9 protein-coding genes are annotated in these 12,813 nt (G+C 71.2%); 4 read left to right on the top strand and 5 right to left on the bottom strand.

From position 1 onward, the window contains the following. The first annotated feature begins 58 nt into the window (after window positions 1–58). From OOT46_RS06880 to OOT46_RS06870, 3 genes are all read left to right on the top strand, one after another. Window positions 59–1,231, top strand: a complete 1,173-nt coding sequence (locus OOT46_RS06880) for an MFS transporter (RefSeq protein ID WP_265402855.1) — start codon at window positions 59–61, stop codon at window positions 1,229–1,231. Between the two features lie 22 nt (window positions 1,232–1,253). Further along, window positions 1,254–1,880 (top strand): LysE family transporter, encoded by a 627-nt coding sequence (locus tag OOT46_RS06875; RefSeq protein ID WP_265402854.1) that lies wholly within the window; start codon window positions 1,254–1,256, stop codon window positions 1,878–1,880. A 79-nt stretch (window positions 1,881–1,959) separates the two neighbouring features. After that, window positions 1,960–3,264 carry a response regulator gene (locus tag OOT46_RS06870; RefSeq protein ID WP_265402853.1) on the top strand — a complete coding sequence of 435 codons (1,305 nt, stop codon included), beginning with the start codon at window positions 1,960–1,962 and terminating at the stop codon, window positions 3,262–3,264. A gap of 42 nt (window positions 3,265–3,306) precedes the next feature. Here OOT46_RS06870 and cobA read toward each other — a convergent pair whose 3' ends face one another. The 5 genes from cobA to nirB all read right to left on the bottom strand — a co-directional run bounded on the left by cobA (window position 3,307) and on the right by nirB (window position 10,895). Further along, window positions 3,307–4,113, bottom strand: coding sequence for a uroporphyrinogen-III C-methyltransferase (cobA, locus tag OOT46_RS06865; protein ID WP_265402852.1), 807 nt, complete (start codon window positions 4,111–4,113; stop codon window positions 3,307–3,309). Next, window positions 4,097–5,056: a DNA-binding protein YbiB gene (gene ybiB, locus OOT46_RS06860; protein ID WP_265402851.1), complete on the bottom strand. Its 960-nt coding sequence runs from the start codon at window positions 5,054–5,056 to the stop codon at window positions 4,097–4,099. The genes cobA and ybiB overlap by 17 nt, the downstream gene beginning before the upstream one ends. A 112-nt stretch (window positions 5,057–5,168) precedes the next feature. After that, window positions 5,169–7,961 (bottom strand): nitrate reductase, encoded by a 2,793-nt coding sequence (locus OOT46_RS06855; RefSeq protein ID WP_265402850.1) that lies wholly within the window; start codon window positions 7,959–7,961, stop codon window positions 5,169–5,171. 28 nt (window positions 7,962–7,989) lie between these two features. Then, window positions 7,990–8,373, bottom strand: coding sequence for a nitrite reductase small subunit NirD (gene nirD / locus OOT46_RS06850; protein ID WP_265402849.1), 384 nt, complete (start codon window positions 8,371–8,373; stop codon window positions 7,990–7,992). 77 nt (window positions 8,374–8,450) lie between these two features. After that, complete coding sequence (gene nirB, locus OOT46_RS06845) at window positions 8,451–10,895, bottom strand: nitrite reductase large subunit NirB (protein WP_265402848.1); 2,445 nt, start codon at window positions 10,893–10,895, stop codon at window positions 8,451–8,453. 173 nt (window positions 10,896–11,068) lie between these two features. On the opposite strand from nirB, the gene OOT46_RS06840 reads away from it, so the two are divergent. Further along, on the top strand, window positions 11,069–12,787 hold the full coding sequence (locus OOT46_RS06840; RefSeq protein WP_265402847.1) for a bifunctional protein-serine/threonine kinase/phosphatase: 1,719 nt from the start codon (window positions 11,069–11,071) through the stop codon (window positions 12,785–12,787). Window positions 12,788–12,813: the final 26 nt, after the last annotated feature.

Raw genomic sequence — 12,813 nt, 5'->3', positions numbered from 1 at the left:
GGGCTCGCTTTCGCGTGCCCCGGCCTGGCGGGCACGCCCAACCCGGTAGTCCCCCCCCATGACCGAATCCGCCAGCGGGTCCCTTGCCCGCTCGACGCCTTCCCTGCGCGCCGCCCGCTGGGCCACCCGGGCGCAGTTTTTCTGCGCTGGCTTTCTGTTCGCGACTTGGGGTGTGCACGTGCCGACGGTGCGTGCTCACTACGAGATCGGCGAGGGCGCGCTGGGCATCGCCATGCTGACCGCCGGCATCGGCGCGCTGCTGGGGCTGTCGCAGGCCGGCCGGCTGGTCGGCCGGTACGGCCCCAAGGCGCTGGCCGCGGTCTGCGGGCTCAGCTCCGCGCTGGCGATCGCCTTGCTGCTGAGCTTCCCGAGCTACCCGGCGCTGCTGGGGGTGATGGCGCTGTTCGGCGTGATGAGCAGCGTCTTCGACGTCGCGATCAATGCCGAGGCGTCCGAGCTGGAGCGGCGCGAGGGCCGCGCCCTGATGAGCGGCTTCCATGCCTTGTTCAGCCTCGGCGGCATGGCTGGCGCCGGGCTGGGCAGCCTGCTGATGGGCCAGCAGGTCGCCGCGCAGACGCACCTGGTGGGCGCCGCGCTGTTGAGCGCCGCCGCGATGGGCCTGGCCTGCCTGCAAATGCTCCCGCCCGAGGGCGGCCCGGCCAAAGCCAGCCGCTTCAGCCTGCCGCGCGGCAGCTTGCTGCTGCTCGGCGTGCTGGCCGCGCTCGGCCTGATCGCCGAAGGCGCGATGTATGACTGGAGCGTGCTTTACCTGCAGAAGGAGCTGGGCAGTCCGCAGGACATCTCGGCCTTGGCCTATGCCAGCTTCTCGGGCGCGATGGCGGCCGCGCGTTTCGCCGGCGACCGGGTGCGCGAGCGTTTCGCGGCGGCCCCGCTGATGTTCTGCAGCGCCGCGCTGGCGGCGCTGTCGATGGCGGTGGTGCTGGTGTCGGGCCACGAGATCGTCGCGCTGATCGGCTTTGCGCTGGTCGGCGTCGGGCTGGGCAACGTCGTGCCGGTGCTGTTCAGCGCGGCGGCCCGGGTGCCGGGCACGACGCCGGCGCACGGCATCGCCGCGGTGTCCTCGGTCGGCTACCTTGGTTTCATGGCCGGGCCGCCCCTCATCGGCATGCTGGCGCAGGGCACGTCCTTGACGGCGGCGCTGTTTGTCGTCGTGGTGTTCTCGGCAGTGTTGGCCGCGGGGTCGCGGCGCGCCCTCGCAGGCGGCGTGTGAATCGCTTGTTCGGAGAAAGTGCATGAGCCTGGAGACGTGGTGGACCTTCTTTTTCGCGGCCTGGGCCATCGCCCTGTCGCCCGGCTCGGGCGCCGTGCTGTCGATGAGCCATGGCCTGTCCTATGGCATGGCGCGCGCCAGCATCACCATCCTCGGGCTGCAGGCGGGGCTGATGGCGGTGCTGCTGGTGGCCGGGGCCGGGCTGGGCGCGCTGCTGATCGCCTCGGAAACCGCCTTCTCGGTGGTCAAGGTGGTCGGCGCGCTGTACCTGATCTGGATCGGCCTCCAGCAGTGGCGCTCGCCCGCCGCATCCCAGGGGGGCCAGGCGGTGGCGCCGATGCCGGCGCGGCGGCGTTTCCTGAGCGGGGTGCTGACCAATGCGACCAACCCCAAGGGCATCGTTTTCATGGTGGCGGTGCTGCCGCAGTTCATCGACCCGAGCCGACCGCTGGGTCTGCAGCTGCTGATCCTCGGCGCAACGATGTCGGCGGTCGACCTGACCGTGATGCACGGCTACGCGCTGCTGGCCGCGCGCATGCAGCGCTGGTTCCGCAGCGAGCGGGCCGGGCGCTGGCAGAACCGGTTTTTCGGCGGCGTCCTGATGGCCGTCGGCGCGGCGCTGTTTTTCGTGCGGCGCACGCCGCACTGAGCCGGGGCCGCACGAAGGGCTGCGGGAACGGTCCTTGCCGCTGTGGCGGGATGCTTCGTTGTCCTTCCGAGGTCCTGCCATGTCCTCCCCTCCGTTGACGGTCTGCGAGGCGATCACCGCCTGCGCCCGCTCCGTGTTGCCTATCGCGGCCGCGAAGGGCCTTGTCCTGCTGAACGACTTCGTGGGTCCACGCATCCGCTGCAATGCCGAGATCGAGCGCCTGAGCGAGCGCATCGACCACCTGCTGCACCTGGCGGCCGAGCTGACCCCGGCGGGGTGCCTGCTGTTCTCCACCGAGGTGCGTGAGCAGGAGGCGGGTGTCTGGGTCGCCGAGACCCAGATTGCCGCCACCGGCTTGCAGCTCGGCGCCGCGGCGCTGGCGGCGGTGTTGCCGCGCGGCGCGCCGATCGAGAGCGAGGGCCCGGCGCCCGACGATCCTGCGCAGATGCGCACCGTGCGCGCGCTGTGCCCGGACACCGGCGCGTTTTTCCTGGTGGCCAGCAAGCCGCACGAAGGCACCCTGGTCCTGATCGTCTACCCCGTCGATCTGGAGCCGGTCAGCGATCAGGACGTGCGCGACGCGCAGGGCGCCATGGCCTGGCTGGTGGCCGACCACCCGCTGGCGTTCGGGACCCTGCCGCTGCAACTGCAGCGGCTCGGCTGGCGGGTGCGGCGTTTCCCGTCCGCGGCGGCCGCCTCCGCGGCGCTGGACGAGACCGGCGTGCGTATGCCTGCGCTGGTGCTGGGCGTGCAGTCCGGCGGCATCGGCGTGTCGCAGCTGGAGCAGCTGGCCGCGCGCCTGCCCGAGGCCGACCTGGTGCTGGGCTACGAGCTGGGCGGCCCGCACCAGCCGCTGCAAGCCGAGGGTCGGGTGCGGGAGATGCTTCTGCCGCTCGGACCGAGCGAGCTGTTCGAGCTGACCGCCCGGGGAGCGCGGCTCGCGCTCGCCGCCCGCCCGGGCGCCGGCGAGCGCGAGCCGCCGGTCCAGGAGGGGCTGCGCGCGCTGGTGGTCGACGACAACCCGGTGAACCGGCTGCTGGCCTTCGAGATGCTGCGCATCCTCGGCTTCCAGCCGGAGTCCGCGATCAATGCGGACGAAGCCTTCCGCAGCTGCGAGACCAGCGCCCCGGACGTCGTCCTGATGGATCTGCAGCTGCCGGGCATGGACGGCCTGGACACCGCCCGCGAGCTGCGGGCGAGGCAGCAGGACGGCCGGCTGCCGGCTTTCCCCATCGTCGCCGCCACCGCCTATGTCAGCGACGACGACGAGCGTTTGTGCCGGGAGGCCGGCATGGACGCCTACCTGCCCAAGCCGCTCGACCTGCGCGCGCTCCAGGAGACCCTGCAGCGGGTCACGCAAGGGCAGGGCCGGGGGGCCGCCTGAGAGCACGCGGCCCGCAGCGGCAGGGGGCCGCGGGCATGTCGCTCAGGCCGCTGCAGCGCTCGGGCGCCGGCTGTCCGCCTGCGCCGCGGCGAGTCCGCGCAGCACCTCGCCCACGATGATGATCGCGGGGCTGCCCAGGCCCTCCTCCCGCAGCGTGGCCTGCAGCTCGCCGAGCCGGGTGAGGGCGTGGCGCTGCTGGGGCAGGCTGGCGTGCTGCACGATGGCCAGCGGCGTGTCGGCCGGCAGCGCCGTCAGCAGGCCGGCTTCCAGCCGGGCCGCCTGCGATACCCCCATGTAGATGACCAGCGTGAAGCCCTGGGCGGCGGTCGCCGCGAGCTGCGGCCAGTCGAGTTCGGCCGTTTCGCCCTTGGCGTGACCGGTGACGAAAATCACGCCGTGCGCGTGGTCGCGGTGGGTGAGTGGCGCACCCAGCCCGCTGGCGGCGGCCAGGCCCGAGGTGATGCCGTTGACCACCTCCACGTGGACGCCGGCGGCGCGCAGGTGCTCCTGCTCCTCGCCGCCGCGGCCGAAGACGAAGGGGTCGCCGCCCTTGAGCCGCACCACCCGTTCGCCCTTGAGGGCCTCGGTGATCATCAGGCGCTCGATGAAAGCCTGGGGCGTGCTGGCGCAACCGCCGCGCTTGCCGACCTGCACCATGCGCGTGCCGCGGCGGGCATAACGCAGCACGCCCTCGCCGACCAGGTCGTCGACCAGCAGCACGCTGGCCTGCCGGATCGCCTTGATGGCCTTGACGGTCAGCAGTTCGGGGTCGCCGGGGCCGGCGCCCACCAGGGTCACGGTGGGACGGGCGGCGGCGCGCGAGGACGGGGTGTCAGGCAGAACGTTCATCGAGATCGGGTGCGGCAATGGGCAGACGCGCGAGGGATTGCAAGATGCATTCCACCTGCTGCTGCAAGGCCGGCGGCGCGGGCTTCTCGCCGCTCACCACGCTCTGGATGTAGACCGCAGTCGTCGCCGCGTCGCACTGGCGCGGCAGGATGGGCATCTCGGTCAGCACGCCTTCGCGGGCCGCGACGCTCAGGGCCGGCTGCGGCACGCCGCGCAGGAACACCTCCATGCGGGGTGTGCGGCGCGGGTCGGCCACCGGCTCGCCCTCGGTGCCCCGCATCAGCAGGGCATCGGCTTCGGTGAGCTGCAGGAACTGGGTCAAGGCGGCGCCGTATTCGGGATGGGTGTAGTTGACCACCCGCAGCGCCGCGCCCGGGCTGCAGGGGTCGAGCAGCTTGGCGACCGTGTGGCCCGGGTTGCGCAGCCCGATGACCCGGCGCGCGTCGAGCAGCTTGGCCAGCGGCGGGCACAGCAGGTCGGTGCGGATGAACACCGGCTCGCGGCGCCGCCAGGCCTGCTGGATGCCGGCGGCGTCCTGCGCCAGCGGCAGCCCCAGGTCGTGGAAGATCTCCGCGGTGGTGACACGGCCCGGATCCTCCGGCATGCCGTGCACCAGAACGGGGACTCCTTCCTGGGCCAGCAGCAGGGCCAGCAGCGGCGTCAGATTGGGCAGGCGGCGCGCGCCGTTGTAGGACGGAAGCACCAGAGTGGGGCGCTTGCACTCGATCGGCAGGCAACGCTCGGTGACCGCGGCGAGGAAGCCCGCCAGTTCGTCGAGCGACTCGCCCTTGATGCGCATCGCGATCGCGAAGGCGCCGATCTCCAGGTCGGTCACCTGGCCGTCCAACACCTGGCACATCAGGTCGTGGGCCTGCTCGCGGTCGAGCGCGCGCGCCCCCTCCTTGCCGCGCCCGATCTCCTTGATGTACTTGGCAATGCTCATGGGTCTCCTCAGGGGTGGCGTGCACCGCCGCTGCGGCGGGCCCGGGTGTCGTTTCCGCAATTCTCGGGCCAGTGGGACGCCCGCACCCAGGGCAGGGCATCCTGCGCGGCACTCAGGCGGCGCTGAGCTGCATGCGCACCAGGCGTTTCAACTCGGGCACGCAGGAGCCGCAGTTGGTGCCGCACTTGAGCTGCTGCTGCAGCTGCGCCAGCCGGCCGTCGGCGTTGCCCTCGCAGCCCGCCAGCGTCGATTCGATCTGAGCCTCCGAGACGTTGAAGCAGGTGCACACCTGGCGCCCGCGCGCCTGCACCGCCACCGGCGCCTTGGCGCCCGGTACCAGCAGCAGCCGGCCATAGGCCTGCGCCGGCAGCTCGTCCTGCAGCAGGGTGCGGATCCAGGCCTCGGCGCTGATGTCGCCGGCCAGCACGAAGGCGTGCAAGCGGGACTCCTTGGCACCGTGGGGCAGCAGCCGCATTGCGCGCCGTTGACCGCGCCGCGCATCGTTGTAGCGCAGCACCTCGGCGCCGCTCAGGCCGAGCAGTCCCTCGATGCGGCTCAGCACCTCGCTCGGCGGTGCCTCGTGGCCGGCCGCGCGGAACAGCAGGCCGGTGCGGTCCTGCTCACCGTCCTCCCGGCCGAAGGGCACGCAGCTGGCGAAGGGGAACTGCCGCATCATCGCGCGCAGCTCCTCACGGGCACGCAGCGCCTGCTCCTGCGGCAGCCAGCCGGCCGCCAGCAGCGCCCAGGGCAGCTCGGCCTTCAGGACCTTGACCGCGGTGTGCTTGAGCTCGGGCTGCTTGGAGGTCGGGCAGAAGGCCGGCGTCGTCAGGGCATTGATGCCGCGGGCCCGTTCGCCGGTGCTGGTGCTGCCGGAGAGAAACTCCTCGCCCCAGTGCATCGCGATGAAGGCCTGGGCCGGCGCCACCTGCTCGCTGCCTTGAACCGGCAGCACGATGGAGCCGCGCCGTGAGGTGACGTAGACCAGGTCGCCGTCCTTCAGCCCGCGACGCAACAGGTCCTGCGGGTGCAGTTGCACCGCGGGCTCGGGCACGTGCCCGAACAAGCGGCCCAGGTTGCCGGTGCGGCTCATGCCGTGCCACTGGTCGCGCAGCCGCCCGGTGGTCAGGCTGAAGGGGTAGCGCGCGTCGCGCGGCTCGGCCGGTGGGGTGTAGCTCACGTTGACGAAGCGGGCGCGGCCGTCGGCGGTCGGGAAGCGGCCGTCGCTGTAGAGCCGCACAGCGCCGCGCGACTGGCCTTCCGGCAGCGGCCATTGCTGCGGCCCCTGCTGGTCCAGCAGGGTGTAGCTCAGGCCGGTGATGTCGAGGTCGCGGCCGCGGGTGCTCTCCCGGTGCTCGCGCCACACCTGCTCCGGGGTCTCGTAGGGGAACAGCGTGGCCCGGCCGTTCAGGCGCTGCGGCAGGCGGCGCTCCAGGCGGCGCGCGAAATCGACCACCGCCTGCCAGTCGTGGCGGGCCTCGCCGGGCGGGGGCACGGCAGGGCGGACGCGGCTGATGCGGCGTTCGCTGTTGGTGACGGTGCCGTCCTTCTCGCCCCAGCTGCTGGCGGGCAGCAGCAGGTCGGCATAAGCGCAGGTGGTGGTGGTGGCGAAGGCCTCCTGCACCACCACAAATTCACAACGCTCCAGCGCGCGGCGCACGGTGGCCTGGTCGGGCATCGACTGCGCCGGGTTGGTGCAGGAGATCCACAAGGCCTTGATCTCGCCCTCCGCGGCGGCCTCGAACATCTCGACCGCGGTCTTGCCGGGCGTTGCCGGCACGTCGGTCACGCCCCACAGGGCCGCGACCTCGGCGCGGTGCGCCGGGTTGGCGAGGTCGCGGTGCGCGCTCAGCAGGTTGGCCAGGCCGCCGACCTCGCGGCCGCCCATTGCGTTGGGCTGACCGGTCAGCGAAAAAGGCCCGGCGCCAGGGCGGCCGATCTGGCCGGTGGCGAGGTGCAGGTTGACCAGGGCGGCATTTTTCGCGGTGCCGCTGCTGCTCTGGTTCAGGCCCTGACAGTACAGCGAGAGCGTCGCGGCCGATTCGCCGAACCACTGCGCCGCCTGCAGCAGCGCCGACTCCTCGATGCCGCAGATGCGCGCCACTTCCTTCGGTGTGTAGTCGCGCACGGTGGCCTTGAGCGCCTCGAAGCCGCTCGTGTGGGCCTCGATGTAGCGCTGGTCGATCCTGCCGTCCCACAGCAGCAGGTGCAGCAGGCCGTTGAACAGCGCCACGTCGGTGCCCGGCAGCAGCGGCAGGTGCAGGTCGGCGACATCGGCGGTCTCGGTGCGGCGCGGGTCGGCGACGATGAGCCGCAGCTTGGGATGGGCGCGCCGCGCATCCTCGATGCGCCGGAACAGGATGGGGTGGGCCCAGGCGGTGTTGGCGCCGGTGATGAAGATCAACTCGGCATGGTCGACGTCTTCATAGCTGCAGGGCGGCGCGTCGGCGCCCAGGGTCTGCTTGTAGCCGGCCACCGCGCTGCTCATGCACAGGCGCGAGTTGGTGTCGACGTTGTTGGTGCCGATCAGGCCCTTGGCCAGCTTGTTGAAGACATAGTAGTCCTCGGTCAGCAGCTGGCCGGAGATGTAGAAGCCCACCGCATCGCGGCCGTGCCGCTCGATGATGCCGGCGAAACGGTCGGCCGCCTCATCGAGCGCGGCGTCCCAGGACAGCGGGCGCGGCGCCTGGCCGCGCTGCTCGCGCCGCAGGGGCTGCAGCAGCCGGGTTTGCAGGGCGACCGGCCTGGCGGCGCTGAGGTGCAGCGTGCTGCCCTTGGTGCAGAGCCGGCCGAAGTTGGCCGGGTGCGCGGGGTCGCCGCGCACCCCGGTGATCTGCGGGCCTTGCGACTCGATGATGACGCCGCAGCCCACGCCGCAATACGGGCAAGTGGAGCGCGTTTCCTTCATGGGGAACCTTCCGTTGGGGGACACCGCCTCAGGCGGCAACGCGGCGGATGAGGGCGGCCGCTTGCGCCTGGGCGTCGTCGAGCGCCAGCGTGTTCAGCTCGTCGAGGTCGAGAAAGACCTGGCCGCTCTCGACCCGCACGCTGAACTTCTGCGTGCAGCCTTCGTCCGGTGCCTGGGCGCAGCCGTCGTCGAGCTTGATGGTCCAGTTGTGCAGCGGGCAGGCGACGCTCTCGCCGAACACGATGCCCTGCGACAACGGGCCGCCCTTGTGGGGGCAGCGGTCGAGCAGCGCGAAGATCTTGTCGGACTGGCTGCGGAAGACGGCGACGTCGCACCCGCCGGGGCGGGCGACGCGGCGCGCGCCCAGCACGGGGATGTCTTCGACGCGGCAGATGGCTTTCCATTGGCTCATGGGGAACTCCGTGGGGGGCAGGCGTCCGCGGGGCGCCTGCCGTTGTGGTGATCGTCGACGGGCCGGGTGGAACGGCTTCAGACCGTCAGCGGCTCGAACTGGCGGGTGTCCACCCCGGCCTCGTCGAACTCGAACCAGGGATCGGGCTCACCGTCGAGGGCGAACTGCAGCCGCTCCCAGAGCGCCTTGCGGTTGGCGGCGTCTTCCAGCACCGCCTTCTTGATGTGCTCCATGCCGACGCGGTGCAGGTAGTGCACGGTGCGCTCCAGGTACCAGCCTTCCTCGCGGTAGAGCTGCAGGAAGGCGCCGCTGTACTCCAGCACCTCCTCGGCCGTCTTGACCTTGACGAAAAACTCGCCGGCCTCGGTCTTGATGCCGCCGTTGCCGCCGATGTAGAGCTCCCAGCCGGAGTCGACGCCGATCACCCCGACGTCCTTGATGCCCGACTCGGCGCAGTTGCGCGGGCAGCCGCTGACCGCCAGCTTGACCTTGTGCGGTGCATACATGCGCCACAGCGCGCGCTCCAGGTCCTTGCCCATCTGGGTGCTGTCCTGGGTGCCGAAGCGGCACCATTCGCTGCCGACGCAGGTCTTCACGGTGCGCAGCGCCTTGGCATAGGCATGGCCCGAGGGCATGCCGATGTCCTTCCACACGTTGACCAGGTCTTCCTTCTTCACGCCCAGCAGGTCGATGCGCTGGCCGCCGGTGACCTTGACGGTGGGGATCTTGTACTTGTCCACCACGTCGGCGATGCGGCGCAGCTCGGCCGCGGTGGTTTCGCCGCCCCACATGCGCGGGATCACCGAGTAGGTGCCGTCCTTCTGGATGTTGGCGTGCGAGCGTTCGTTGATGAAACGCGATTGCGGGTCGTCCTTGGCCTCCTTCGGCCAGGTCGAGATCAGGTAGTAGTTGACGGCCGGCCGGCAGGTCGAGCAGCCGTTGGGGGTGCGCCACTCGAGGAAGTTGAAGACGCTCGCGATGCTGACCAGCTTGTGCTCGCGGATCGCCTGGCGCACCTCGGCATGGCTGTGGTCGGTGCAGCCGCACACGGCCTTCTTTTTCGGCGTGGAGGAGTAGTCCCCGCCCGCGGTGAACATCAGGATCTGCTCGACCAGGCCGGTGCAGGAACCGCAGGAGGCGCTTGCCTTGGTGTGCTTGCGCACCTCGTCGAGCGTGAACAGGCCCTTCTCCTTGATGGCCTTGCAGATGGTGCCCTTGGTGATGCCGTTGCAGCCGCACACCTCGGCGTCGTCGGCCATGCTGGCGGCCTTGTTCTGGCCCTCGTGGCCGGCCACCCCCAGGTTGGATTCGCCGAACATCAGCTTGTCGCGGAGGTCGCCGATCTTGCGGCCTTCGCGCAGCAGCTGGAAGTACCAGCTGCCGTCCACGGTGTCGCCGTACAGGCAGGCGCCGATCAGCTGGTCGTCCTTGAGCACCAGCTTCTTGTAGACGCCGCCGTAGGGATCGCTCATCACGATCTCCTCGGTGCCTTCGCCACCCATGAAGTCGCCGGCCGAGAACAGATCGATGCCGGTGACCTTCAGCTTGGTCGAGACCTGCGAGCCGGTATAGCGGCCGATGCCGAACTCGGCCAGGTGGGTCGCGCAGACCCGGCCCTGCTCGAACAGCGGAGCCACCAGGCCATAGGCGATGCCGCGGTGCGCGGCGCACTCGCCGACCGCGTAGATACGGGCGTCGGTGATGGTCTGCAGGGTGTCGGTGACGACGATGCCGCGGTTGCAGTGCAGGCCGATCTTCTCCGCCAGCGTCGTGTTGGGCCGGATGCCGGCGGCCATGACCACCAGGTCGGCCGGCACTTCCTGGCCGTCCTTGAACTGCACCGCCATCACGCGGCCGGCCTTGCCGCCGTCCTGGTCGCCGATCAAGGCCGCCGTCTGGGCGCCGATCATGAACTTCAGGCCGCGCTCTTCGAGCGACTTCTGCAGCAGCTTGCCCGCGACGTCGTCGAGCTGGCGCTCCATCAGCCACGGCATGATGTGCACCACGCTGACCTGCATGCCGCGCAGCATCAGCCCGTTGGCCGCTTCCAGGCCCAGCAGGCCGCCGCCGATCACCACCGCGTGCTTGTAGCGCTGCGCGGCCTCGATCATCGTGTTGGTGTCCTGGATGTCGCGGTAGGCGATCACGCCGTCCAGGTCCTTGCCGGGCACCGGCAGGATGAAGGGGTTGGAGCCGGTGGCCAGCAGCAGGCGGTCGTATTCTGCGGTGGTGCCGTCCTCGGCGGTGACGATACGCCGGCGCCGGTCGATGTCGACCACCTTCTTGCCCAGATGCAGCTTGATGCCGTGCTCGGCATACCACGCCAGCGGGTTGAGCACGATCTCGTCCAGGGTCTGTTCGCCGGCCAGCACCGGTGACAGCAGGATGCGGTTGTAGTTGGGATGGGGCTCGGCGCCGAAGACGGTGATCTCGTAGAGGTCGGGAGCGATCTTCAGCAGTTCTTCGAGGGTGCGCACGCCGGCCATGCCGTTGCCTACCATCACCAGTTTCATCTTCCTCATGGTCTCACTCCAAGGCTTGCGTCGACGTTTCAAGCGAAAAGGGTGCCAAGGCCCGCGTCGGGGCGGGCCGGGGGGGCGTGCGGGGCGCTGAGGCGCCGGATGTTGGCGCGCCGCGGCCGAGGGCCGACAATGCCGGCCGGTGCCGAGGTGGCGCCATCGAAGTCAGGAACCACATGGGTCTCGAGGTCGAGGTCGGGCATTGCAGCGCGCGGGGTCCGCGGCCGCGCAACGAGGATTACGCCGCGGTGGTGCAGCCCGCGCGCCACGAGGAGGCGCACGGCTGGATCGCTGCCGTGGCCGACGGTGTCTCCGCCGGCGGGGAGGGCGCCGAAGCGGCCCAGACCGCGGTGCTGTGCGTGGTGCGCGACTACCACGCGACGCCCGACACCTGGGACACCAGCGTCGCGCTGGACCGCCTGATCGGCGCACACAACGCCTGGCTGGCCGACCACAACCGGCGTCGCGGCAGCGCCGTGGCGATGTGCACGCTGACCGCGCTGGTGCTGCGCGGCCACGGCTACACGGTGGCGCATGTGGGTGACACGCGCGCCTGGCTGCTGCGCGGCGGCGACTGCGTGCAGCTGACCCAGGACCACGGCTTCGACCATCCCGACCAGCGCCACCGTCTGACGCGGGCGCTGGGACTCGACGATGCGGTGCGGGTCGACTACCTGCAGGGCGAGTTGCAGCCCGGCGACGTTTTCGTGCTGAGCACCGACGGCGTGCACCGGACGCTGCCGCGCCGCCGGCTGCGTGAACTGGCACGCCAGGGCGACGCGCGCGAGGCCGCGCAGGCGCTGGTGCAGGCGGCGCTCGCCGCGGGTGCGGAGGACAACGCCACCGCGCTGGTGATGCGCGTGACCGGCCTGGGCGAGACCCGCCTGGAGGACCAGCTGCTCCGAGGACGCCAGCTGCGCGTGCCGCCCAGGCTGAAGGTGGGCGACCGGCTCGACGGTCACGTCATCACCGCGCTGGTCGGCGACGACGGCGTGCACCGGCTCTACCAGGCGCGCAACGCCGAGGGCGAGCTGGTCGCGCTCAAGACCCTGCACGAGTCGCGCGCCGGCGACGCCGAGGAGCGCGAGATGCTGGCGCACGAGGCCTGGCTGGGCAGCCGCGTCGCCGGCCGCGATGCGCGCGGCCTGGTGCGCGTGCGCGAGCAGCCCGAGCCGAGCGCCTTCTACATCCTGTTCGACTGGCATGCCGGCCAGACCCTGGAGCAACTGCTCGCGGCGGGTCGCCGCTTCGACGTGGGCGAGGTGCTGGCCGGCGCCTTGAGCATCGTACGGGCGCTCGGACGTCTGCACCGCCTGGGCGTGATCCACCGCGACATCAAGCCCTCCAACCTGCACCTCGGCGAGGACGGCGAGTGGCGTGTGCTGGACCTGGGTGTCGCGGTCTCGGGGCGCGAGCCGCGCGCGCAGCGCCTGCTGCACGCCGGCACGCCGAGCTACATGAACCCCGAGCAGTGGCCAGGCCATGGTACCGACGGCAGCGACGCCGAGCCGGCCGACGCGCAGAGCGACCTCTACGCGCTGGGGGCCACGCTCTACCGCTGGCTCACCGGCCGCCTGCCCTATGGCGAGATCGAGCCCTACCAGATCGGGCGTTTCCGCCAGGACCCGCGTGCCCCCTCGCGCATCCGCCCGGATGTGCCGATCTGGTTGGACCACATCGTGCTGAAAGCGGTGGCGCGCGACAAGTCGCAGCGTTTCGAGACCGCCGAGGAGTTCGCCCTCGCGCTGGAGCGTGGCGCCTCGCGCCCGCTGCCGGCGCCCGGGGCCACGCCGCTGATGGCACGCGACCCCGCTGCCTTGTGGAAGATCGCGCTGGGCCTGTCGCTGCTCTTCAACGTCCTGCTGGTCGTGTGGCTGCTGTTCCTGCCGCGTTGAGGCGCGGGGCAGGGGCAGCAGCAGGA

Origin of the sequence: Aquabacterium sp. A7-Y (assembly GCF_026153205.1) — a bacterium.
Lineage (GTDB): Bacteria > Pseudomonadota > Gammaproteobacteria > Burkholderiales > Burkholderiaceae_C > Caldimonas.
The sequence above is the reverse complement of the archived record's forward strand: the minus strand, read 5'-3'. Positions and strand labels throughout refer to the sequence as shown.